This is a genomic window from Alistipes shahii WAL 8301, assembly GCF_025145845.1.
GTDB lineage: Bacteria > Bacteroidota > Bacteroidia > Bacteroidales > Rikenellaceae > Alistipes > Alistipes shahii.
This window is the reverse complement of record NZ_CP102253.1, coordinates 2,960,922-2,984,327: the sequence shown is the minus strand read 5'-3', so window position 1 is coordinate 2,984,327 and position 23,406 is coordinate 2,960,922. Positions and strand designations below refer to the sequence as shown.

Below are 23,406 nucleotides of genomic sequence, written 5' to 3'. Positions count from 1 at the left end.
GTTGGCGTCGTTCACAAGTCTGTCCACCCCGAATCCCTCCCCGGAGAGGACTTGAAGGCAGCGTTGCCGGGCTTCCGCCCCGACGCAACTATTTTTCCGCGCCTGTCAGCAGCGCGTACACGCCCAGCCGATAGGAGTTCAGGCCGAACCCCATGATCGACCCCGCGGCCACGGGAGCCAGCAGCGAGGTGTGGCGGAACTCCTCGCGGGTGAGGATCGAGGAGATGTGCACCTCGACGACGGGAACCGACACGGCCGACACGGCGTCGCGCAGCGCCACCGAAGTATGCGTATACCCGCCGGCATTGAGCACCACGCCGTCGTAAACGCCGTCGGCCTGCTGCACGGCGTCGATCAGTTCGCCTTCGATGTTCGACTGGAAGTAGCCGAACTCCACCGAGGGATAGTTCGCTTTCAGCGCTTCGAAATACGACTCGAAAGTCTGCGATCCGTAAACCCCGGTGTCGCGCCGCCCCTGAAGATTGAGGTTCGGTCCGTTGAGAATCAATATCTTCATAGTTTCATTCATTAACCTAACGCCCCAAGCGGGCGATTCCCGGACAAAGATAGCAAAATTCACCGAAAAAATCGGTAACTTTGCGCAATAACACAACTCTTCCATGACCGAATTCGGATTCATCGACAGCATAAAAACCCTTTTCGCCCCGCTTCCCGACAACGGATTCGAGGGCATCGGCGACGACTGCTCCGTGTTGTCTGTCGGCGGCGGCGAATCGCTGGTCTTCACCGCGGACCTGCTGACCGAAGGGGTCCATTTTCTCCGCACGGCGACCTCGCCCCGCGAGTTGGGACGCAAATCCCTCGCCGTAAACTTGAGCGACGTGGCCGCAATGGGCGCCCGCCCCGTGGCGACGCTGCTCTCGATCGCCCTTCCGGCCGATGCCGCCGATGCGTGGGCCGCAGAGTTCATGCTCGGCTACCGGGAACTGTCCGAGGAGTTCGGCGTGACGCTCGCCGGGGGCGACACGACCCGCTCGCTGTCGGGCCTGACGATCAACGTCACGGCCATCGGCCGCGCAGCCGACGCGCACCTCAAGCGACGCAGCGACGCACGCCCCGGGGACGTGATCTTCACCGCCGGGGAACTCGGAACCTCGGGAGCAGGCTTGCAGGACATCCTCGCGGGACGCTGCGACACCCCCGCGGCCGCCGTGCACCGCAACCCGCAGCCGCAGGTCGCCGAAGGCATCTGGCTCGGCAGCCGTCCCGAGGTGCGCGCCATGATGGACCTTTCGGACGGTCTGGCCTCCGACCTGAAGCATATCCTCGACCGCTCGGGCGTCGGCGCCGAAGTCGCCGTCGAGCAGATTCCCGCAGCCCCGGGCGCCGACATCCGCATGGCCGCCTGTTCAGGTGAGGACTACAAACTCCTGCTCACCGCCGCGCCGGAGGCCGCCGAACGCCTCGCCGCTGATTTCCGCATCCGCTTCGGCACGCCGCTCCACCCCATCGGCCGCATCACTTCCGGACCGGGCCTCGTGTGGCTCCGCAACGGAAAACCCGAACCGCTGGACTGGCACGGCTTCGAGCACTATTAATGCAAACGGGGATGGCTTGCAGCCACCCCCGTTTGCCGGGCGGTTATTGAAGTACGTCCCGTTCGCGCTGCACGAAAGCAAGCGCAAAGAGGCCCTATGAAATCGGAAAGCCCTATTCCCTGATAATGTACACGTGTTCGTTGTGCCCCTGCATGTGGTAATTCTCCCGGGCGTACTCTTCGAGGTAATCGTCGTATTTCAGCCGTTCGAGCAGGGTGCTGTCCTGTGCGATCTTCTCCGAATAATAGCTCTGCTCGCGTGTCAGGGCGTTGATCTGCCGCTTGATCTTCACGGCATGCAGGGCGTTGCGCCCCACGACGAACACCGTGAAGACAACGATGACCGCCGTTGCGACGATCCAGAACCTGCGGCCGAACTGAATTTTCATTTAAGGAATTATCGTATTGCCAACCGCCCGAAGCCTACGCCATCTCCCTCTCCGAGGGAAGGCCGGAATGGGGTCAGACTTGCATCTGACGCCGCAGGCGGCAACGACAGCGATCGACAGCGGACCAAGCGTGAAATCATCCGATTACTTCTCTTTACGGTATATGCATGTATTTGTGCGTCTGAATGGAGATATTCCATTGCGGATGCGCCTTGGCGTACTCGACTATTGCGGGCATGACCTTTTCGGCGACGCTCCACTCGGGCTGGAGGAACAGCAGGCACTTTCCGCCTACGCGGGCGGCATTCCGCTCGGCCCATTCGAAATCCTCCTCCGACTCGACGATCACTTTCAGTTCGTCGGCCCGTTCGAACGCCTCGTCCAGGGGCGGCTGCCGGCGCTTCGGCGAGAGACACACCCAGTCGAAAACACCGCTGAAAGGGTGCGAGCCCGATGTTTCCAGAAAAATCTGCAACCCCCTCTCGCGCAGCGTCTCCGTGAGCACGCCCAGCGGATAGAGCAGCGGCTCGCCTCCCGTGATGACGATGGCCTGCGCCGGACACGACATCGCACGGTCGATCACGGTCTGCACATCGGTCGGCGGATAGAGTTTCGGGTTCCACGTATACTTGGCGTCGCACCAGCGGCAACCCACGTCGCACCCGCCGAGACGGATGAAATAGGCGGGTTTCCCGGCGTGGAATCCCTCGCCCTGAATGGTGTAGAAATCCTCGACCAGCGGCAGCATTCGCCCGCCGTCGAGCCATGCGGGATCGGTCGCGGCAGCCATCACTCCGTCACTACGTAAATATCCTTGAGACTGCGGCCCAGCTGGTCGTAGTCCAGCCCGTAACCCACGATGAACTCGTTGCCGATCTCCATGGCGCGGTACTTGATCGGCAGCGTCTTGCGGTACGACCCGGGTTTGAAAAAGAGCGTACAGACCTCGACCGACGCCGGGTTGCGGGCCTCCAGCTCCTTGATCATGTGTTCGATCGACTCGCCCGTGTCCACGATGTCCTCGACGATGATCACGTGACGGCCCTCGATCGGATTGTTCAGGCCGATCAGACTTTTCACGCAGCCCGTGGAGCAGGTCCCGTCGTACGACGCCAGCTTGACGAACGAAAGTTCGTTCTGGAATTCGATTTTCTTGATCAGGTCCGACATGAACATGAACGAACCGTTGAGAATGCCCAGGAACAGCGGGGTCTCCTTGCCGGCATAGTCGGCATTGATTCGCTGCGCCACGGCATCCACGGCCTTGTCGATCTGCTCGGCGGGGATCATGATTCTGAACTTCTTGTCGTGAAGTTGTATGGTATTCTCCATTTCGTTACGGGATTTTTGGGATTATACCTGCAAAAGTAACTATTTGCGCGCAACAAACGAAGTCTTCGGGCAAAATAAATTGCAGAACGCGCAAACTCCGCACGGCGACGAAAAGAGCCGCCCGGATCGCCCGGGCGGCTCGTAAAACGAAATCGGCGCTTTTCGCCTATTCCGCGTAGGTAAATTCGAATATCGTTTCAGAGGTGACCTTGACTCCGATACCCATCATATCCATACCTACTCCGCCCCACTTGGCAACGGTCACGTAACCCTCGCCGTCCTGGGTGCAGGTTACCGCCTTGGCGGGATCATCTTCCGACATGGCGTCGAACATCGTCGCAGTGGGCAGGTTGAGCGAAGCCTTTCCGTCATAGCCCAGGAAACAAGCCAGGGCATGATCGTCGTCCAGCGAGGTGGTAACACCAGCAATGGCTTTCGCCACATCGACGCCGAAGATGTTGTTCTTCTTGCCGGCATCGCCGTATTCGAACATTCCGTCCGCCGTATAGTTCCCGTTCTCAAAATCGAACGAGACGTAATTGGAGCCGGTGCTCTGATAAACGACGCCGGTGCACTGTCCGTTAACGGCATCATAGGTCCAGGTGAAATCAGCGGGTCTCGAAACGACTTCGCCGCTGACGGTTCGCATGAAGTCGACGTTGCTGCTCTCTACTTTTCCGTCGTTGAGCACCCAGGAGAATGCCCGGATACCGGGTTCGCCGTCTTCGTACATCTTGTTCAGGGCCGAAACCTTGTCTCCGTCGAAGGAGAACGTGTACCAGTCGGCAGCGTCTGCGCCCTCGCCCTGCTGAACGGCGGTCACCCGGTTGTCGCTGTCATATTTGAGCGACAACTGCGACACGACGTTCGTTCCCTCGCTGAACAGCATCTCGAAATACATATCGGCCATCTCCTGATCGTTTCCTACCATCTCCAGCATGTGCCTCGTCCGGGTCAACGGACTCGTCGGAACGCTTCCGGTCAGCGAAGCGCAGATCAAGGCCATGAACATCCGGAGCGATGCGAACATAACGGTTTACGTTTCCGCCATCCGTTTCACGAAGCGGCAGATCACATTCTCACTCACGCCCACGACCAACAACGATCTGGCCGTCGGCTCCCGCGTGCAGTGCACCGTAGTCAAGGCCACGGCGCACCATGTGTTCTGCACGTTCCCCAAACGGGGCAGGCTCTACGACGCGGCGATCCGGTCCTCGGAGTTCTACTGGAACCGCCCGACCGACGTGCCGTGCCAGCCGGGCGACCGGATCAACGCCGTCATCACAGGTGAAGAGATCATCGGCAAGACAAAGTACACGACGCTCAACGCCTGCGCGCTGACCCCCAACCCGCTGCTGACCTGCGAGACCGGCGACACGCTCCCCTGCACGGTGCTGGGGACGACCGCAGGCGGCTACCTGATGCGCTGCGGCGGAGCCGTCGGCTTCCTCCACTGCTCCGAGATCATGTGGCAGTACTGCGACCAGTGGCACGGCGTCTGGAAGCGCGGCGAGAAGGTTTCATGCCGGATACTGCACCTCTCGCCCGCGGAAGGCGGCCTGCTGCTGGGCCACAGACAGACCGTCGGCGATCCCTTCCTCAAACACACGCCCGGCGTCGGGAGCGGTTATCCGGCCACAGTGCGGCGCTCCTCGGACGAGAGCGTCGTCGTCCTGCTCGGGGACACCGGGATCGAAGCCACGATCTCCAAGGCCGACATGAAACTTTTCTTCACGGGCGTCGGCCAGTTTATCCCGCAGCCCGGCACAACCATATCCGAGGTGACGGTCGTCCGCATCGAAAACCCCGGGGACCCGAAGCGGCGCCATCCCTTCGTCCGAGTAACCCTGCTTTAACCCACAACGATCCATGGATAACAAACTGCATTACGCGCATACCTTTTTCTGCAGCCACCTCGCCGCCGTCGGACGGGCCTCCGAAGTGCAGGCCGCCGACAAGCGGTGGCAGGCGGAAAAACCCCTGACCCGCGAGGCCTACGAACGGCTCAGCAGCATCTATTACGAGAGTTTCATTGATTCGCTCATGCAGGTCGACGGACAGACCTCGGGGGCGGTCTATGCCGACACGGCGCACCTGACCCTGGAAACCGACCGGCTCTGCACGCTGCGCCACCCAAAGCTCCCCGCCGCGGAATACGCCTTCAGACTGTGCCGGTTCCACCTCTTCTTCTTCCCCTACGACATCTGCCTTTTCGCCATGGAGATCGCCGAAGAGCCTGAAACGACGCTCGACACGCTGATCGCCGCACACGGCATTCTGCGCGAGACCTCCTGCTATGAGATCGCAGAGCAGGGGATTCTGAAATCGCAGATCGACGCCCCGGAGTACCTCGCCCTGCTGGAAGAGATCCTGCGGCTGTGCCCTCCCCGGCCGTCGGCCGAATCCCCGCGTCAGGGACGTTTCTCCGGCCTGACCCTCACCGGCAACAAGCTGAAATGTTTCCAGATCTTCATTTTGGACGACTTCTCGGACGAACTGCTCTTCGAACTGGGAACCTTGAGCCCCGTCGGCTGCGTCGCCGACCACAAACACGAATATTCCCCCTCCCAGGAATATTACGACCGGATCATCCGCACCCACACGATTTCGGCATTCCGCAACTGGAAAGCGCTGGCGCTGGTCGACAGTTTCACTGTGGTTGCAAAAGGCCGCACGGCCGCACAGATGTGGGTATGGCCCAACAGCTATTTCCGGCTGATCTACATCCATGCGCTTTACCAGAAGACGCTGCTCTTCGTCGTCAACCGGCAATTCCGCTCGGCCGCCAACGACCGGAAGTCCATCCGGCTGCTCCACAAAATGAAGGAGCAGGAGCATTGGTACGCCTTCTCGAATATCTCCTACAACTTCCTGCCGCAGCTCATCTACCGGGCCATCGACACCGGGCTGGACATCGCCACCGAGCGCGAACAACTGCACCGCCACCTCGAACAGGAGGCCGAACGCCTCGAAAAGAACTCGGAGCGGCGGCTGGCGGGCCTTATCCTCTTCCTGACGATGCTGACCGTCTGCTCGGCGACCTACGACGGCGCGTCGCTGGTCAAGGATTATTTCGGCTGGGAAAGCGGCACGACCCCGTTCCGGATTTTCGCCGCGCTCCTGCTCTCCGCAATCGTGATCACAAGCATCTCCGTCTGGCATTACCGGCGCAACAAATCCTGATCGGAGATGGAACGAATATCCTATTCGCCCGAAACGCTTTTTCACGTCCTGACCCATTTCGAAACGGCGGACGAAGCCCTGCGCGACAGCCTGCGCCGGGCGGGATTTACCGACGAGGCGATCGACGGCCAGCTACGCATGCCCGGGTCCAAATTCCTCCGCACTTTCGCCCTTTCTCCGCAGGAAGCCGTCGCGCGGCTGCAACGGGATTTCCCCGAATCTTTCACCGCCCTGCACCCCGGAGCCGACGGCCGGGTGCGCCTGTCGTTCCGCTACGACGAACCCGTCGGGACGAGCGGACTGGCGGCAGACGCGGAGCTGACGCCCGCCGAGCGGGCTACGGTTCGCAACATCCTGCGCAACGGATGCCCTGTCCGCACGGTCCGCACCTCCCGCACGATCTCCACCGGAGCCTGCCAACTGATCCTCGAACGCACCGGAGAGGCCGGGTATGCCCTGCGCACGCTCTTTCCCGGGGAACTCGCCCCTCCCCTTCCCCTGCCGGGCGAAGCCCCCGATCCTTTCTGGGCGACGCATCTCCTCATCGAATTCAACTGAATCCGGCTGCAACCGGGGGCGGCATGCGCACCGGTTCCGAACCCGTTTTCCAAACAATGCGGGACAGATGCCGTGCATCGTGAAACAGATTTTTGATTTTAAGCCGGAGAGTTCCGTATATCGTGAAGAACGGGGCGCATGGATAGTACTTCGGTATTATCCATTCATTTTTAGATAGAGTTGTAACTTAAAAAGTTATGACTCTATTTGCATATAGCAGGTAATGGTTAGGAAACAGTCGTATGCATTTGTTCGCATCTGCGTTCCATCTTGTCAAACAACTCCTGTTATTGAATACAAATTTAATAAAATGTCCCGATTTTTCAAATTGGATAATTTATTTAGAATGACTTCACCATGATAAATAGACAGTCCTCCAATGGTTATATTCCATCAAATGATCGTGAACAACAAAACTATCTCGGAGGATATGGGTTATCGTTCCGGAATATTGAGGAACATAAACACATTGACAAACGCTTGTACACTAATATAGAGCGTATGACTTTAAATATTTGGTTCTCCCGTCTCTAAATAGATTGAACCTGATAGATAAGCCGATTATATGCGATGTTGAACCGTTCACATAAATATCGATCGCTTCTGAATCGTACGATAAGCCCCGGGGATCTTTGATTTTGAAAACTAGCAAATCTCCGGGGCGATCTATGACGAATCGGTTATCGACCGGTGTGTTTATCGGGCATTGCCCCCTCCGGAACGTCAATTACGATGTCGTTTCTGTTTGCGAAATGAAGACGATCTTTCGGAACAGGAGCGACCCAACGGCATATTCGTCCGCGCCAGGGCATACGGGAAAAATCCGAAGGCCGAAAATAAAAGGGCTGTCTGTTATTCCCTCCACCCGGACCTTTTCCCGAATCAACCCAAAGTCAGCCACGTCCGACTCCGTTTCAAGGCTGCGCACAGTCTGCCGCCCAGAAAGAAAAGGCGATAACGCACAATAGTCGATGGAACGATTAATCGAAATATTCTTTCCAGATTTCCGGCACATCGAACGGATAATAGTTGTCGATCTCCGCGGCGAGAGTAACCAATTGTTTCCGTTCAGGACTTCGAATCACTCCATCCCGACATACGGCGGCCCGGACCACCGTCGAATCGGTCACGGTAAAAGGAGCTTCGTAAAGCGAAGCGTCGGGCGTCGGCGGGGTTCCGTCTAACGTGTAGCGAATCTCTGCGGGATATTTCTCACAGTCGAGAGTCACCTCAACCGCTTTATTTCCGGAACGAATGCGAGTCGTGATCTCAACTTCGTCGCTCAGCGTAAAAGTATTTAGCCCCCGTTGCTGCAACAGTGGGATATGGGAGTTCATCCGGACTTTGAAATCGCTCCATTCGCGCTTCTCCTGCGGTGTCCATGCCAATTCTGCCACAGCCAGCAGACGCGGAAAGATCATGTATTCCTGTTGCTCTTCATCTTCGATATATTCAGCCCACGTACATCCCTGCACACCGACGATGCGGTCGGCGCGATCCGCCCGGATCGGCTCCACGGCCGCAGGGTCCACGAATTCGGCCCGGATGATCGACTCGTTGCGGGCCGCCGATTCCGGATCAGCCGGCACCGGCTCGAAAGCGTACATCTTTTTAATGGGAGAATATCCGTACATGGCACGCGGCTGAGTGGAAGGATCGGCCTGATACCAGTCGAAATAGAGCACTTCACCGGGTGTCATTACGGCATAATTGCCCCGATTAGCGGCTTCGATAGCCCCTTTCTGTCCACGATACGACATAACCAAGGTTTCGGAATGCAGTTCGTTGTGCAGTATTTCATCCCAGCCGACCATAACCCGCCCTTTCGAAGCGAGAAAATCCTGGATACGGGCGATCATATAGGGTTGGAGTCCCTGTATCCCGTCAAGTCTCTCCCGCTCGATCAGGGCCTGGCATTTCGGACAGGTCGCCCAGGCGACTTTCCGGGCCTCGTCGCCTCCGATATGGATGTATTTCGAAGGGAAAAGCTCCATAACTTCGGTAAGCACATCCTCCATAAAAGTATATACCTGTTCGTTGCCGACACAAAATTCTCCCGTCGTATAAGGTTTGCCCGTACAGCACAACTCCGGATAGCCGATGAACACGGCGTCGGAATGCGCCGGGAATTCGATCTCGGGAATGACCGTAATGTGCCGCTCGGCGGCGTAGGTCACGATCTCACGGATGTCCTCTTTGGTGAAATATCCGCCGTAAGCGCCCGGAGTTCCCTCGGGAAGATAGCGACGGTCGTTCCGGTCCCACCACGCGTACCAATCCCGCTGCGTGCGGAATGCCCCTTCGGCGGTGAGCCGCGGATATTTGTCGATCCGGATGCGCCAACCACCGTTATCGGTCAGATGGAAATGGAATACGTTGAGTTTGTAGCGGGCCATTTCGTCCAGCATCTTCAGCACCTGACTTTTCGGAAAGAAATGCCGCGATACATCCATGTGCATGCCCCGGTAGGCAAACCGGGGCCGGTCGCTGACCCTTACGCAAGGAATACCCTTGTCGGTCATCAACTGTTCCAGCGTCCGTTTCCCATAGAAAATGCCGGTCTGGGTGGCGGCCGTGAGTCTCACCGACGAGCGATCGACCGTAAGTTCGTATCCCTCCCGTCCCAGCGCATCCATCCGGGAATTGTCCACAACTACGGTCGTGAAGTCGTCCACCGTCGTGTTTCCCGGCTGAAAATACCCGGACAGCACCTCCATTTCCGCCGGGCGCGGAATGAGATTCACCCGAATCGCTTCGTGTGAACAGCACCCGGAAAGGGCCATTAAACAAAGAAAAAGAATAGAGACTCCCCAGCCCGAACGGATACGTCCCGGCAACAATCGTTCATTCATGTCCAATTGATTTTTACATAAAATACGGCCCGGCCGTCAAGCCGGGCCGAAACATTCCTATTTACAGGACCACACGGTTATCTGCACTTCGGCAACATTCACATCGGAATCCTCGACCACATTGCCGTCGGCGTCGACCCGGGAGGTGATCTCGCATTTCACATACCGGTAGGTCGCATTTCCCTTGTCGAATTCGATCCGCCCGGTCGTGACCTCGGCTCCGGCGTCTTCCGTAGGTTTCGTCCGGTCGGAAGTGAAAGTCGTGATCAGCGTCCAACTTTCGTTGCCGCCCCGATAGTCCTCCGGAGCATTGCTTCCATAGATATTCATCGTGCGGAGCTTCTGGCCGCCTTTGCCTCCGAATTTGTTCCAGTAGGTGAGCGTAATGCCCTGACATCCGGTTCCCAAATCCACATACCACGACGGAACGGTGCCTTTTTCTGCCTCCCCAACTGCGTCGGGGCCCCAATAGAGGTCCTTGTGCTCGTCGCTCCCGTCCATGATACCGTCATAAAGATACGAATCGTATTTTACGGAACCGTCCCAGTCGGTGAATACGGACGAAGCCCAGAAATTGTCATATCCGGGATCGGCTGCGCCGCTGATGGGAAGCGGCGCCGAGGACCAAACCTTATTCAGGTCGTCGTCGGTCTGGAAGTGATCCTCGATCGTTATGCTCGCATCCCACGGAGCATAGGTCAAACCCAACGTCAGTTCAGCATTCTTCAAGATCTCTTCCGCACGGCCTTCAAGCCGCGTGAGTTTGTCTGCCGGAATACTTCCGGAAAGACGTACGACGAAATCCTCATACGCGTCGCCCCGGAAAACCCGAAAATCCATCTTCACATTGGCCCTCGTCTCGTCCGAAGGCATCAGCACACTCCGGGCTGAAAAAACTGTACCCTCTTTCGTCAGCTCGATTCGCTTCGAAGCGGGCTCCCCCGTCGCAAAGTCGTATTGCCCCGTAAGGTCAACCCGGTCGTAGAGATCGCCCACGGTAAGTTCCACGGCCGTGACATCATTCGGGACATCGGTCAGGCGGACATCCAAGGCCCCGACCAGGCGTTGCAGGTCGGAAACGGGAACCGTCGCGCCGACATTCCGGGAAACGGACGTCGTACCGAGCACCATATCCGGAATAGCTTCGTTCATGTCCGTTACGGTCACGGTTGTGTTCTTTTTGGCCTCGTCCGAAGCCTCGTAGGAAACATGAGGGACTTCACGATCCATCATCAGCGCGACGAGCGAATAAGCCGCCTTTTCCACCACGAACGGTTCGAGATCGCCGAACGAGTCGGCATGCTGGTATTTATAGCAGTCGGATGACATGTCGTTGAAAAGGTAGAGCGACACCCCATACTCACCGAGCCCCTCGAAGCCATCGCTTTCGGATGCAAGAACGGGCACGATCTTCCAAAGCTGATCCCCCTCTTCCGGTCTTTCGGATTTCGCCTTGTCCTCGTCGCACGAGCAAAGCAGAACGAGCGTGAGCGCAGGCAGCAACAGGAGACGTGCAAGGCGATCCGCCCATCCGCAGGCATTCCCGACATTCTGTTTTTTCATCATCATGGCTTTCATATTATATACTTGATTCTTCAGGCCCCGCAGGCCCACACGACTGCCGTTCGGGGCGATACCGGGAACGGACTGCTAAAGTCCGCTCCCGCAAATCCCCATTCAGCGTATCGCAGGAGGGAAACTCCTTTCCGACAACTATTTGTACTCCCAAGTCGAAACCTCCAGTTCGCCGACATTCACGTCGAGCACATCCGTAATGGTCGCACCGTCGGTATTAACCTTAGATGTCATCACGCATTTTACATACTGATAGGAGACGCTTCCATCCTCCGAGAATGCGATCTTGCCCGTCGTCACTTGCGCCCCGGCGTCCGTGGTCGGAGTGGTCTTGTCGGAGGTGAAAGTCATGATCTTCACCCAATCCGCATTGCCACCGCCGTAATCGGCTCGCGTATTGCTTGCGTAAATGTCCATCGTCTTGATTTTCTGACCGCCCTTACCGCCAGCCTTGTTCCAGTAGTCGATGGTCACGCCCTGCTTGGCAGCGCCGAGGTTGATATACCAGATGGGAGCTGTACGGTCCCATTCGGCAGGACACCAATAGTTGCTTCCGTCCGTTTTGTTCCCGTCATAAAGGTTGTACTGCCAGAATGTCTCGCCCCAGCCGGAATCGCCTCCATCGGACGACGCCCAGAAATTGTCGTATCCAGGAGCGGCTGTACCGCTGATCGGAAGGGCTGTCGGACCCATCCACTGCTTGTCAGGGGTAGTCTCGTCGATGGTAAAGCTGTCGGAAAGATTCACCACCGTGCTGTCCCAGGCCGCGTAGGTAATCGCCGAGTTGAGGTTGACCTTCGAGGAGGAACTGCCGGCTTCGACCGTCGTCGCCAGTTCATACTGCCCGTTGGCCGCGATCCGGCCCGCAGGGGTGCTGGTGTAATCCGTGCCGTTGACGCTGTAAGTCAGCGAGAGGTTGGAAGCCTCCGTATCGGTAGGCATCACGATAGCGTTGCCGACGAACTTGCCTTCGGCATTCTTGGTGAGTACAAGACTTTTCGATGCGAACGCAGCTCCGCTCTTGGAAAACGCGCCGTCGAGACTCACCTGATCGTACATGTTGCCGATCGTCAGGGTGATGCTCTCGGCATCGACGTTCTCCAGTCCGCTGACCGTCACCGTGACCGATGCCACGACGCGCTTGAGCTGGAGTGCGGCCGCCGCGCCTTCGGCACCGACCGTAACGACGTCGGAATTACCGACCAACAGTTCGGGAATCTGAGCCGAAATGTCGGTTATTTTGACACGTGCATCGGCAACGGCATTCGAAGCGGCGACACCCGTAAAAGTGAGATTCGCCTCGTCGCTGGAAGCGACAGCGTAAACGGTGTAGCTACCCGGCTCGACGGAGAAGGCTCCTAAAGACGCAGCGTCGGCGGCGCTCTTTGCATCCGCAATGTTACCCTCCGACACCAGAATCGCCCGGTGTGCATAAGCAGCCTCGGCGGCATCCGCCGAGCGGGTCTCGATCTTCAGTTTCGGTCCGTTGTCGGGAGTACCTCCCGGAATCTCCTCCGAAGAGGAGCAGCCCGTCAGAATCATACCGGCCAGCATGGCGACGGCAAATGTGTACATGGAACACTTTTTCATAATTATGCGTTTAAGGTGGTTAATAAAATTTTTTTATTGATTTCAGGCGGTTATTCGAACGTCACGTTCCGGACGTATCCGTTTATCTCCAGATGAGGCCCCGATCCGTCGGTTACCGGCGCGCCGTTGACCGTGAAGTTCCCGATCGTCACTCCGTCGATCGACTGCGCGTCGTTGCGTCCTCTGATCCAGCTCGGAGTCGCCCGCGTACCGGTATAGGCGATGTTGCGCAGGGTGATGTTCCGGGCCCATTGTCCATAAAGTCCGTCGAACGCCCAGGCGTTGGTGAAGTGCGCGCAGAAAACCTTTCCGCCGTCGATGTCCTCGACAATGATGTTTTCGAACGCAATGTCCTCGAACGTGCCGTCGTCGGCGATCATCACCGCCATTGCCCCGGGATAAATCCCGTCGTCCTGACGGTTTTCCAGCACAATGTTGTCGTGGAACCGGATATTCCGGAATGCAATGCCCCGCGCCTCGGGGCCTACGAGCATATTGTGCGCCTTGTCGGCCCAGAAAACGCAGTTGCGGATCTCGTAGTTGCAGACCTCGAAATCGCGAAGCCCGGCAACCATCCAGATCGCCCCGTCGGAATAGGAGCCGTCGGTATTCGTATGGGAAGCGATGTATTCGGGCGTGGCATTGAAAGCCTTGATGGTCACGTTATCGTCGTAGTTACGCTGGAAGGTGTTTTCGACCAGCACATCGCGGCAGCAGATGAAATCCATGCCGTCGGAGTTCATGATCCAGCCGATCTCCTTGATATTGTCGATATGCACGCCCGTGCTCCCGACGATCTTGAGCGTCCAGTTCGGCGTGTCGCGCAGCAGGATGCCCTCGATCTTCAGATTGTCGCAATTGCGGAACTCCATCTGCGGCCGCCGGCCGGCGCCGTGATCCTCCTGCGACGAACAGAAAACACCTCGTCCTCGAATTGTAAGGTTGGCGGCATTTTCAGCCTCGATCCGTCCCAGCACGACCGCCCCTTCATCGAGATAGAGAATACGGCCGCTTTCATTCGCAATACGGATCACACCCGCATTGTGCACCCCGGGACCGAAATAAGTTACATTGGCACCCATCGGGATCGCCGTGTCGGGCAGGTCGGGCAGGATGAAGAGGTTCTCCATCCGATTGCCGTCGAACTCCACCGAAACCTTTTGCGCGGGATCGCCCAGTTCGAACTCGACGCTGTTCGGGGTCTGCACGTCGGGCACGATGCCGTAAGAGAGCGGACGAATCTCCACTTTCGAAAACGTCCCCGCACGGCGGGTCACGCGGACCTTCAACGGCTGCCGAAACGAGTCCGTAAACAAGGCGAACCCCATTGTATACTGGGTATATCCCGCCTCGGGATTGCCGGCATAATCGGAAACCCGAGCATTATAAACGAAGATCTCCTCCCAGGTTCCGCCCCGAAAAACCTCGACCTTATAGGCGGCGTTTCCGGGCAAGACGTCCCGGCCCTCCCCATAGGCTGTTCCGGGCATCAGGCAAACAGCAAGTATCCAGAATACGCCCTGTGTAATCTTCAACAACATTCCTATTCAGTTTTAAATCCATACTTTTGCAGCAGAACTTTCGCCTCTGCATCTGTCAATTCCTTGCCGGTCAACACTTTCAGCAGAGGACAGTTGATCCGGTAAATGCCATATTCCATATCGACAAATCCGAATCCGCCGTCGAGGCACTCCCAAAGCGTCCATGGAATATTATTTGCCTCCATGGCAGCCACCATATCCGTGAACCACGCCAAACGCATCGCTTCCGCGACGTTTTTACTGCATCCGAATTCGCCGCAATGTACCGCAAGTCCGGCATTCCGACCGTCGGACGCCGCATTGGACATTTCACCCATAATCCGGTCGGCATTGTAGGTCGTTTTGTGAAAAGAGGCATACTGCGGGTATTTGTCAGCATCCGACTGAGTGGGAATGACCACCCCCGGATATTGCACGGCTCCCTGATAGCCGACCCACGCCAGCATCTTATAATGCGACAGCAGCATCGGGAGATAATAATGGAACGACACAACCGCATTGGGATCTTCCTCGGCCACCCGTGCATACTTGATGTAGTTGTAGTCCTGCCAGCCCATTGCCGGGACGAATACGATCCGTTCGGGGTCCTGCTCTCGGACTGCCGTCAGAACCTCATTCTGGAGCTTATTCCAACCAGTTGCGTCGGGTGTCCCGTCATGCGGTTCGTTCAGCAGTTCAAAGGCCACGCACTTCGGATTGTGAGCCTTGAATTCTGCAGCAAGTTTTCGCCAAACATTTACGAAATGGGTGCGAAATTCGGGATAGGCAGGGTCGTACAACTCCTCCTCCCGGTAACTGTCCGAGCCTTCACGGGGAGCCAGTGTGTGCATGTCGAGAATCGCATACATGCCGTTTTGCTCGCACCATGTAAAAAGTTCGTGTAATTTCCCGACGGCCTTTTCGTTAAACTGCCCCTCCCGGTCAAAGATGCACAGCTCGTCGACGGGAACCCGGAAATGGTCGAATCCCAACTCTTTCCACAACGGGAATTGAGCGGGCATGACATAGCCCAACCAGTCACGATCGGCTTCCGTCATCCAATAAGCGAGGTTCACGCCGCGCCGAAACCGGAAGTCAGAGAGATGATCTGCCACCGGTATCGGAGCAATGTCGGCAACCAGTCTATAAGTGTACGTATTGCGGCCTTTGTAAACGGAAAAACTCTCCCCGGTCGAAAGGTCGTACGAAACCTTTTCGCTTGTCGGCCGATAGCCGTCGGAAAGCGTGATATCCAGCGGTACGGCACCCAACAGCTCCTCCGGATATTCCGAAGCATAGATCGTCGTGATCGGGAACGAAACCGTCCTCGTCTCATGGTCAATCACTCCCTCGATCGGTTTCCCGCGAAACAGGAAAGAGGCCGACAAGACCGGAGTTTCGTTCCGGGCTGAGATTTCGTAGGAGACCTCCCCGGCTCCCGAGCTGACCGTCACGGTTCGGGGTTGCGTCAGGTCCATCGTCGTCTCCGGTTCCTTCGGAGAAACCATCGCATACCCGGGATTCAACTGGAACGTCAACTCCACGGCATCCACATCCCGCTTTTTGTCGAAAGTCAGACGGATCGTCCGCTTGCCGTCGTCGATGACCGCCGAAATGGAAGTCCGCCCGCCGTCGGCAGCGGTCACCAGGGCAAAAGGCTTATTCGCAAATACGCCGTCCAGACCGGAATCTTCCCCACAAGCAGGCATCAATGCGACATAAATTAGCAGCAATATGTATTTCAAGAGTTTTTTCATCTTTATCGTTGCTTTTTCAATTATGATTGTCATTCGGCTTCGGGATCGACCAATTCCCGCACGACCTCGTAAAATTCGATCTCTGCGAGTGAAAAATAGGGCTGGTAGACATCGGTTCCTTTCACCACCTCGTATTTTACATGGGAAATAGGTTCTTCCGGCAGAAACAACTCCGAAGTGTAGGAGGAACCCAGATCACCGGGCAGGTTATCCAATTGGGCCAGCAACACCCACGTTTCGCCATCCGGGCTGCCGTAAATATTCACGGCCTTGGGCAGCGAACCGTTCGCTTTCTTACGGTTCCAATATTGGAATTTAAACGCTGAAACTTCCTTGCGAAGATCGAAAGTCAGGTGATGATAACCCGTAGGCTTCAATTCGGGATAGGTCCACTCATCCCAGAAACTCTGGAAAAAAGTATCCGGATTTCCATCCACAAGCAATTCCAAGGGGCCTTCGCTCGGCTCCTGGGCATTGGTAGCCAACTGGTCTGCTGCGAGCGGGATCGGATTCTCCGCAACAACCACATAATAGGACTCGGCCTTTTCACACTGCCGTTCGATATAGACGGGTTGCCCGGGCGTTCCGTTTACATCGTAAGCCGTAAATGTGAAACGGTACTTCCCATATCGGTTTAGCAGTCCGTCAATGTAGAGGGTGCCGGTATAGCGGCTGCACTGCTTCGAAATTGTCGTCTGCGTGCCGAAATCGTAATACGAAACCTCGGCATAGAGGAAGTCGCGGCTTTCGATCGGGTTCCATGTCAGTCGGATCGCTCCCGGAAATGCCTCGGCACGGATTCCCTGTACGGCGAGCGCCGTCATGACAGGCTCATCGTCCCCGCCGCACGAAACGCCGCACGAACAGGTAAAGAGCAACAGTATTTTATATATGCTTTTCATAGATGCAGTTTTTCAAATTCGTGATTCTGTCAATAACCCGGATTCTGGACGAACTTTCGTTCGTTCTTGTTGATGTCATCCTTGGGTATCGGCATCAGGTAATGCATCGGAGTCATGAACTTGCGCTGGACGATCACCTCGGTCACCCGGAAGAAATCGGCATCGGACTCCCCGTTGTAATTCATGCCTTTGGGGCGGACGTTGAAATACTTGTCGCCCTCTTTCCAACGGCGCACATCCCAGAAGCGGTGCCCCTCCAGATAAAGTTCGATAGTCCGCTCCTGACGTGCCATGCGGATCATTTCGTCGCGTCCAAGCGTCAGCCCCGCCTTTTCGAAAGCCTCGTCCACCGGGTCCAGTCCCGCCCGTTCGCGGACCGGTTTCAGCGCTGCTGCCGCTTCGTCAATCCGTCCCAAGTTGGCATAAGCCTCCGCAAGATTCAGGTACAGCTCTGCCATGCGAATCACCGGCCACGGATAATGCGGAGCGGCAACGTCCTCCTGAATGTTGTTGTAGAGCGGCGAACAACCCTTCTTATTGAGGTATCCCGTAGGGGTGTAGTTCGTCGTGCGCTCCTTGATGCCGAAAACATCGTTTTTGCGGAACTTCGTCTGCACGATGTTCGCGTTGTCGTCAGCTCCGTCGCGACGGAGCACTTCGTAATACCCGTTCTGGAAAGCCACCCACGCATAGAAGCGGGGTTCACGATCGATATTCAGGTTCATGGTCACACCGTCGCAGACATCGTTATGATACTCCCCGTAACGGTACCTCCCGGTATAGTCGTATTCCGGGTCGAGATCGATCGGAAGTCCGTTTTTGGAATAGAACATCTCGACCATCGTCAATGTCACGCCGACACCGTTGCCCGATGACGGACCCACGCGATAGGGAGTGGACTTGTATTGCAACCCATAGTGACCCTCTTTCCGGGTATCGGCCCACAGCACCTCTTTCGAAGTGTTGTAATCCATGAAATTCAGACGGAGCACCCGATGCACGGGATCGGTCGGTTGGGCGAACCTCGACGTAACCACCGGACTTTCGGTATAGAGTTTATAACCTGCGGCCTTAGCGACCTCAATGGCCTCCTCGGCTGCGGAAGCCGCCTTTTCCCATTTTGCCTCCGAATAAGTCTGGCTGATCAGATGGCGCCCGTCCACTTTGCTGACGAAATTTGCATAGTATTCGCTGTTTCCGTTGAAGAGCGGGGAAGCGGCATAGAGCCACAACCGTGATTTCAGCGCTTTGGCAGCAACGCTCGTGGCCCGGCCGTAGGCCGTGGAGGTCTGCTCTGCCGGCAGCATCCCGGCCGCTTCGTCGAACAGGTCAGAGATCCACTGCACACATACGTCGTAACTGTCCCGCTCGGGGAAGTCCGCCTTGTCCATATCGATGGACATGACGCCCTTGATAAGCGGAATCGGACCGTAGTTCTTCAAAAGCAGGAAATGGTAATAAGCGATCAGGAATTTCGCCTCTCCTTTGTAAATCCGGAGATTCGCCTCCGTCATGTTGGGCACTGCGTCGATATTTTCCAGCAAGATGTAGCACCGCCTGATACCTCCGAAAAGCGTATTCCAGTAGGAGATCACCGGTTCGCTGGCGTTGTAGTTTCCCTTCGGGAAGTTGGCGAAGGTCTCGTGTTCCCACGGGGTCACCACTTCATCGGCCGTCATCAGATCCAGCGAAGCTGTTTCGTGACGCGGATTGGGCAGGAACGAATAACAGGAATAGAGATAGCGTTCGGCCATCGTCGGGTTCTGGAAGGCGTCTTTCTCGTCCGGCGTCTCATCGGGGACTACGTCCAGATAACTGCACGCCTGAAACAGGAATGCGGCAGATAAAATCAGGGATAGAATATGTGTGTAATATTTCATAGGATTTCGTTTGGAATTTATTTTATAACGTCATCTGGATTCCAATGTTGAAAACCCGCTGGGTCGGATATTTCAGTCCCGATCCGCCGCCCTGTTCGGGGTCCCACAACTTGAATTTCGAGAAGGTCAGCAGGTTCGATCCGCTGATGTAGAAACGCATTTTCTTGTAGGTATAGCCGATCTCCGCGTTTTTCAGTTTCAGGAACGACGCGTCGCGGAGCCAGTAGGTCGAGGCAACCGTGTTGTTGCCGTATTCCACGACGCTCAACCGCGGATAGGCCGCATAGATATTCGGATTGCTTTCGCTCCAGTAATCGTCGGCGACGAACTGCATGACGTTGCGCTTGACATTGTTATTGATACCGAACGGATGGAATCCGCTCATCACGAGCGACGTATTGGCCGTACCCTGGAAGAAGACCGAGAAATCGAGTCCTTTCCACTGCGCTGAAAACCCGAACCCGTAGACGATCTCCGGCACTTCGGGATACCCTGCATAAATACGGTCGTTCGAATTGATCGTGTTGTCGTAGTTGCCGTTCGCATCGGGCTGGTTGACGTATTTGATGTCGCCGGCCATGATTTCACCGCCCAGCAGTTGTTCAGGACTGTATTTCACCTCGTTATTGTCGATAAACAGGCGTTGCGCCTCATAAAGCAGGAACGAATTGACCGAACGGCCGACCCGCGAAAGATTGGGATACTGCAGGTAATCCGGCTCATCCTGTTCGAGCACCCGGTTGCGGGCGAAGGTGAAGGTTCCTTTGGCAGAAATGAAGAAATCCTTGCCGATCTGATGGGTATAATCCATCGAGAGATCCAAACCGCGATTTCTCACCTTACCCAGATTGCCGTACACTTTTGTCGTAGCCGTTCCGAGAAAAGCCGGAACTGTGCCGCGTTCCAGGAAAATACCGCTCCGGACCTCCTGAAACAGATCGACCATTACATTCAGTCGGTTATAAAATTGCAGATCGACACCGACATTGAGTTTTTCTCCGGTTTCCCAAGTGATCTTCTTATTCTCGAAACGGTTGTAAACGGGACCGCTCAGCGTATACTCCCCGTCGGCGCCCGTCGTATATCCGGCTCCGGAAAGGGAGAGGTCCGACATGTACATGAAACGCGTCTCCTCGCTGTCGTTGCCCACAAGACCGTACGAACCGCGGAGTTTGAAATAAGAGACGGCCTTCTTGATAGGCGCCCAAAATTTCTCCTGACTGACCACGTATCCCACGGCCACCGAAGGGAAAAAGCCGAAGCGCCGTCCCTCGGCGAAATTCTCACTGCCGTTGTATCCGAAATTGGCCTCGATGAGGTAACGGTTGTCGTACCCGTAGGTCAGACGGCCCGCAAGGCCCTGTTTACGCTTGGGCAAAGAACTGAACAGACTACCGGGATTTCCGAGCGCAGTCTCCTCCTGATTATACACGACCATAGCACTCACGTCATGACGGCCGAAACTGCGGTTATAGTTGATCATTCCCTGGATATATATCTTGCGGTCTCCGTCAGTACTGCTGGAGGTGGCGAGTGTCGTACTTTGCTCGTTGCCGCGGATCTCCAGATCATAGTCTTCCAATCCGTCATCGCCCGTATGCGTACCCGAAATTTCGTAGGAATTATAACCTGCCGAACGCGATGTCTGGGTATAGGAATAGTTCTTGAAAGAGATCAGCGCCGAAGCGGAAAGCCCTTCGGTGATGAAATCGAAATTCTGATCCAGACTCAGATTGGCGTTCAATACGCTCTGGAACTCGTCTTTGTAGCCGGTAACCATTTCAGCCACGGGATTCTTCACCATGGCTTTGCCGCCCCAACGGATATGGTTTACCGTCGGATCGTCGGGAAAGGTTATCGGCATATCGGCGGGATTGCCGTTCATGATCATTCCGAAAATGTTTTCGCTGCTTTTCACCGGCCCGTGCGTATCCCGGAGCTGGGTGTTGATTTTCAGCGACACTTTGGTAGACTTCGTAAGATTGACGTTGACATTGTTCTGGAAAGCGTAACGCCAAACCGAGTAATTGTTGTTATAGGAGAAGTAATCCCGGCTCAGGTTCTTCAACATACCTTCCTCGTGACGGACGGTGGCGCTCATGAAGTAATCGACCCTCGAACTGCCGCCGCGGATATTGAAGTTAAAGTTTTCGTTGACTGCCAAATTTTTAAACATCTCATCGTACCAATCCACATCCGGATAGATATATTTGTTGCTGCCGGCCCGCGTACCGTCGATCTTCGCCTGCGTATAAGGAATCTGCCCCGTACCGCGCGTCAGAACCGACTCGTTGTACATCTGCATGTAGGTCACCGCATCGACCGTTTCCGGGCGGCTCGTCGGAGTCGAAAGAGCCGTCTCGAAGCGAAAATTAATGACCGGCTTATCCAGATTCTTACCGTTCTTCGTCGTAACGATCATCACGCCGTTGGCTCCCCGCGAACCATAGAGAGCGGTCGCCGTAGCATCCTTGAGCACCGAAAAACTCTCGATAATCTCCGGGTCCAGCCCGTTCAGTTCATTCGCGTCGATAGCCACACCGTCAAGGATGATCAACGGCTTGGTCGCGGAACCGAACGTGGAGATACCACGTATCCAGAAATCCGCCTGGTCGGCACCGGGCTGTCCATTGCGCTGCACGGCGATCACACCGGCCAGGCGTCCGGCAAACCCGGTCGACAAACTCGACGAAGGCATCCGCAGTTCCGCGGGAGCGATGGACTGTACCGAACTCACCAGCATGCCTTTCTTTTGCTGGCCGTAACCCACCACCACAACTTCGTCCAACGCATTGGCGTCCTGTTTCAACGCCACGTTGAGATAATTCTCACGGCCAACCGCAATCTCCTGGGCTTCATACCCGACATAGGAGAAAAGCAGTGTTTTCCGGTTTGCCGGCAGGTTGATCGAAAACATTCCGTTCAGGTCCGTCGTAGTACCGATGGTCACACCTTTTACCTGTACGGTGGCTCCGATCAGCGGCTCTCCGGTGGCCGCATCGGTGACAGTACCGGAAACCGTTCGGGGAGCAGACTGTGCATATATTCCGCAAGGAACCGCGAAAATACCTCCGGACAACACGGCGAGCATAATCAACCGCGCAGTCCGCAACATATTATCAATCTTAATACATTTCATGATTTTCTGGGATCAAACATTAGCGATTCGTAGAGATGGGACCCGACTACAAATAGAGAACGGGATAAGAAGTAATGTCGTAAACGTGTGTCATGAGCATGTTTCATTTTACAATTTTCAGATAAAGTAGTTTCGGTTGAAATGCCGATACAAAATTCTTCTCTTATTTAGAAAAAAGGTCGAAATTTTACCGGAAAAACACCGTAAGGAAAATAAAGTGGGATTCCTTCGTTTTTTTTTGGATTTCGGCAACCCATTCGTTATTTTTGGCTATGCATTCATCTATAATCCAATGAAAAAGATCATTTTAACAACTCTTTGCTGTCTGACGGCCGCACTCACATCCGCAAGGGAAAAATCTCCGGTCACGATCATCATGCAGGTTTCGGACCCCCAGATGGGGTTCTATGCCGACAACCGCGACATGGCCTATGAAACCCGCACCCTCACAAAAACCGTCGAAGCAATAAACAGGCTCCGCCCCGATGTCGTCGTCTTCGCCGGCGATTACGTGCACAATGCAGCGGACGAGAGCCAATGGACGGAATTCCTGCGGATCGTCGCAGAAATAAATCCCCGCATCAAGACCCTTTATCTCCCGGGCAACCACGACGTCCGGCTGGAAGAGGGTTCCGTCGATGTGGAACCCTACACGAAACACCTCGGAACCGACCGCTTCTGTGTGCGTGTGAACGGGATCCTACTGACCGGCATCAACTCGGATTACCTGAAAGACGAAACCCGGGACCCCTCGAAAGAAGAGAATCAGTTCCGGTGGCTGGCCCGTTCGCTCAAAAAGAAAAGGGCCAGCCGGACATCTCTTGTCTTCGCACACCACCCGTTCTTTCTCCGGCAAATCGACGAACCGGACGGCTATTCGACCATTTCGCCGGAAAAACGCCGGAGATATTTCGAACTGTTCCGGGAAACCGGTGTGCAAACCGTCTTTACGGGACATTTGCACGACAACGCGGAGACATCGTACGACAACATCGGAATGATAACCACGAGTGCCGTGGGCCGACCGTTGGGAGACGCTCCTTCGGGAGTGCGGATTATTGTCATCAAGGATCGAACGATCATCCACCGGTACTATCCGCTCGATGAAATACCGGACGCTCGAACCGGACTGATCCAGGCTCTCCGATAACGGAGTTCAAATTCCGGACGG

Annotated in this window: 18 protein-coding genes; 5 read left to right on the top strand and 13 right to left on the bottom strand. The window is 55.8% G+C overall.

What is annotated here, in order from left to right; all coding sequences use genetic code 11:
• Positions 1 to 88 precede the first annotated feature (88 nt).
• On the bottom strand, positions 89 to 517 hold the full coding sequence (gene aroQ, locus NQ492_RS12460) for a type II 3-dehydroquinate dehydratase (protein WP_015546751.1): 429 nt from the start codon (positions 515 to 517) through the stop codon (positions 89 to 91).
• A 103-nt stretch (positions 518 to 620) separates the two neighbouring features.
• Between aroQ and thiL the strand changes: the two genes are divergently transcribed.
• Positions 621 to 1,559 carry a thiamine-phosphate kinase gene (gene thiL / locus NQ492_RS12455; protein ID WP_015546750.1) on the top strand — a complete coding sequence of 313 codons (939 nt, stop codon included), beginning with the start codon at positions 621 to 623 and terminating at the stop codon, positions 1,557 to 1,559.
• Positions 1,560 to 1,671: 112 nt separating this feature from the next.
• Here the strand turns inward: thiL and NQ492_RS12450 are convergent, their stop codons facing one another.
• From NQ492_RS12450 to NQ492_RS12435, 4 genes are all read right to left on the bottom strand, one after another.
• Positions 1,672 to 1,947 carry a septum formation initiator family protein gene (locus tag NQ492_RS12450; protein WP_015546749.1) on the bottom strand — a complete coding sequence of 92 codons (276 nt, stop codon included), beginning with the start codon at positions 1,945 to 1,947 and terminating at the stop codon, positions 1,672 to 1,674.
• Between the two features lie 154 nt (positions 1,948 to 2,101).
• Positions 2,102 to 2,737 carry a 7-carboxy-7-deazaguanine synthase QueE gene (locus NQ492_RS12445; protein WP_015546748.1) on the bottom strand — a complete coding sequence of 212 codons (636 nt, stop codon included), beginning with the start codon at positions 2,735 to 2,737 and terminating at the stop codon, positions 2,102 to 2,104.
• Positions 2,737 to 3,279: a hypoxanthine phosphoribosyltransferase gene (gene hpt, locus NQ492_RS12440; RefSeq protein WP_015546747.1), complete on the bottom strand. Its 543-nt coding sequence runs from the start codon at positions 3,277 to 3,279 to the stop codon at positions 2,737 to 2,739. Before hpt ends, NQ492_RS12445 begins: the two co-directional genes overlap by 1 nt.
• Positions 3,280 to 3,445: 166 nt before the next feature.
• A complete protein-coding gene (locus NQ492_RS12435) occupies positions 3,446 to 4,219 on the bottom strand; it encodes a hypothetical protein (protein ID WP_015546746.1) in 774 nt (257 codons plus the stop codon).
• On the opposite strand from NQ492_RS12435, the gene NQ492_RS12430 reads away from it, so the two are divergent.
• From NQ492_RS12430 to NQ492_RS12420, 3 genes are read left to right on the top strand one after another with little or no spacing between them, the layout of a single operon-like run.
• Positions 4,218 to 5,135, top strand: a complete 918-nt coding sequence (locus NQ492_RS12430) for a S1 RNA-binding domain protein (protein WP_015546745.1) — start codon at positions 4,218 to 4,220, stop codon at positions 5,133 to 5,135. The genes NQ492_RS12435 and NQ492_RS12430 overlap by 2 nt on opposite strands.
• Positions 5,136 to 5,148: 13 nt before the next feature.
• A complete protein-coding gene (locus tag NQ492_RS12425; protein WP_015546744.1) occupies positions 5,149 to 6,462 on the top strand; it encodes a hypothetical protein in 1,314 nt (437 codons plus the stop codon).
• A 6-nt stretch (positions 6,463 to 6,468) separates the two neighbouring features.
• Positions 6,469 to 7,020 carry a hypothetical protein gene (locus NQ492_RS12420; protein WP_015546743.1) on the top strand — a complete coding sequence of 184 codons (552 nt, stop codon included), beginning with the start codon at positions 6,469 to 6,471 and terminating at the stop codon, positions 7,018 to 7,020.
• Positions 7,021 to 8,000: 980 nt separating this feature from the next.
• Here the strand turns inward: NQ492_RS12420 and NQ492_RS12415 are convergent.
• From NQ492_RS12415 to NQ492_RS12380, 8 genes are all read right to left on the bottom strand, one after another.
• Positions 8,001 to 9,872, bottom strand: a complete 1,872-nt coding sequence (locus NQ492_RS12415) for a beta-N-acetylhexosaminidase (RefSeq protein WP_172633811.1) — start codon at positions 9,870 to 9,872, stop codon at positions 8,001 to 8,003.
• Positions 9,873 to 9,929: 57 nt separating this feature from the next.
• Positions 9,930 to 11,435 (bottom strand): hypothetical protein, encoded by a 1,506-nt coding sequence (locus NQ492_RS12410; RefSeq protein ID WP_254886325.1) that lies wholly within the window; start codon positions 11,433 to 11,435, stop codon positions 9,930 to 9,932.
• A gap of 150 nt (positions 11,436 to 11,585) precedes the next feature.
• Positions 11,586 to 13,037, bottom strand: a complete 1,452-nt coding sequence (locus NQ492_RS12405) for a hypothetical protein (protein WP_229104379.1) — start codon at positions 13,035 to 13,037, stop codon at positions 11,586 to 11,588.
• A 50-nt stretch (positions 13,038 to 13,087) separates the two neighbouring features.
• Positions 13,088 to 14,578, bottom strand: coding sequence for a glycosyl hydrolase family 28 protein (locus tag NQ492_RS12400; RefSeq protein ID WP_172633810.1), 1,491 nt, complete (start codon positions 14,576 to 14,578; stop codon positions 13,088 to 13,090).
• A gap of 2 nt (positions 14,579 to 14,580) precedes the next feature.
• Positions 14,581 to 16,314: a glycoside hydrolase family 5 protein gene (locus NQ492_RS12395; RefSeq protein WP_231839890.1), complete on the bottom strand. Its 1,734-nt coding sequence runs from the start codon at positions 16,312 to 16,314 to the stop codon at positions 14,581 to 14,583.
• A gap of 29 nt (positions 16,315 to 16,343) precedes the next feature.
• Positions 16,344 to 17,216: a discoidin domain-containing protein gene (locus NQ492_RS12390; RefSeq protein WP_015546737.1), complete on the bottom strand. Its 873-nt coding sequence runs from the start codon at positions 17,214 to 17,216 to the stop codon at positions 16,344 to 16,346.
• Positions 17,217 to 17,245: 29 nt separating this feature from the next.
• Positions 17,246 to 19,096: a RagB/SusD family nutrient uptake outer membrane protein gene (locus NQ492_RS12385; protein ID WP_009599100.1), complete on the bottom strand. Its 1,851-nt coding sequence runs from the start codon at positions 19,094 to 19,096 to the stop codon at positions 17,246 to 17,248.
• A gap of 22 nt (positions 19,097 to 19,118) precedes the next feature.
• On the bottom strand, positions 19,119 to 22,187 hold the full coding sequence (locus NQ492_RS12380) for a SusC/RagA family TonB-linked outer membrane protein (protein WP_009599108.1): 3,069 nt from the start codon (positions 22,185 to 22,187) through the stop codon (positions 19,119 to 19,121).
• A 340-nt stretch (positions 22,188 to 22,527) separates the two neighbouring features.
• On the opposite strand from NQ492_RS12380, the gene NQ492_RS12375 reads away from it, so the two are divergent.
• Complete coding sequence (locus NQ492_RS12375) at positions 22,528 to 23,385, top strand: metallophosphoesterase (RefSeq protein ID WP_231839889.1); 858 nt, start codon at positions 22,528 to 22,530, stop codon at positions 23,383 to 23,385.
• Positions 23,386 to 23,406 lie beyond the last annotated feature (21 nt).

Excerpts from the sequence above, each read along its gene's own strand:
- aroQ (WP_015546751.1), bottom strand. The coding sequence starts at position 517 with ATGAAGATATTGATTCTCAACGGACCGAACCTCAATCTTCAGGGGCGG.
- thiL (WP_015546750.1), top strand. The coding sequence starts at position 621 with ATGACCGAATTCGGATTCATCGACAGCATAAAAACCCTTTTCGCCCCG.
- NQ492_RS12450 (WP_015546749.1), bottom strand. The coding sequence starts at position 1,947 with ATGAAAATTCAGTTCGGCCGCAGGTTCTGGATCGTCGCAACGGCGGTC.
- NQ492_RS12445 (WP_015546748.1), bottom strand. The coding sequence starts at position 2,737 with ATGGCTGCCGCGACCGATCCCGCATGGCTCGACGGCGGGCGAATGCTG.
- hpt (WP_015546747.1), bottom strand. The coding sequence starts at position 3,279 with ATGGAGAATACCATACAACTTCACGACAAGAAGTTCAGAATCATGATC.
- NQ492_RS12430 (WP_015546745.1), top strand. The coding sequence starts at position 4,218 with ATGTGCCTCGTCCGGGTCAACGGACTCGTCGGAACGCTTCCGGTCAGC.
- NQ492_RS12435 (WP_015546746.1), bottom strand. The coding sequence starts at position 4,219 with ATGCTGGAGATGGTAGGAAACGATCAGGAGATGGCCGATATGTATTTC.
- NQ492_RS12425 (WP_015546744.1), top strand. The coding sequence starts at position 5,149 with ATGGATAACAAACTGCATTACGCGCATACCTTTTTCTGCAGCCACCTC.
- NQ492_RS12420 (WP_015546743.1), top strand. The coding sequence starts at position 6,469 with ATGGAACGAATATCCTATTCGCCCGAAACGCTTTTTCACGTCCTGACC.
- NQ492_RS12415 (WP_172633811.1), bottom strand. The coding sequence starts at position 9,872 with ATGAATGAACGATTGTTGCCGGGACGTATCCGTTCGGGCTGGGGAGTC.
- NQ492_RS12410 (WP_254886325.1), bottom strand. The coding sequence starts at position 11,435 with ATGAAAAAACAGAATGTCGGGAATGCCTGCGGATGGGCGGATCGCCTT.
- NQ492_RS12405 (WP_229104379.1), bottom strand. The coding sequence starts at position 13,037 with ATGAAAAAGTGTTCCATGTACACATTTGCCGTCGCCATGCTGGCCGGT.
- NQ492_RS12400 (WP_172633810.1), bottom strand. The coding sequence starts at position 14,578 with ATGTTGTTGAAGATTACACAGGGCGTATTCTGGATACTTGCTGTTTGC.
- NQ492_RS12395 (WP_231839890.1), bottom strand. The coding sequence starts at position 16,314 with ATGAAAAAACTCTTGAAATACATATTGCTGCTAATTTATGTCGCATTG.
- NQ492_RS12390 (WP_015546737.1), bottom strand. The coding sequence starts at position 17,216 with ATGAAAAGCATATATAAAATACTGTTGCTCTTTACCTGTTCGTGCGGC.
- NQ492_RS12385 (WP_009599100.1), bottom strand. The coding sequence starts at position 19,096 with ATGAAATATTACACACATATTCTATCCCTGATTTTATCTGCCGCATTC.
- NQ492_RS12380 (WP_009599108.1), bottom strand. The coding sequence starts at position 22,187 with ATGCTCGCCGTGTTGTCCGGAGGTATTTTCGCGGTTCCTTGCGGAATA.
- NQ492_RS12375 (WP_231839889.1), top strand. The coding sequence starts at position 22,528 with ATGAAAAAGATCATTTTAACAACTCTTTGCTGTCTGACGGCCGCACTC.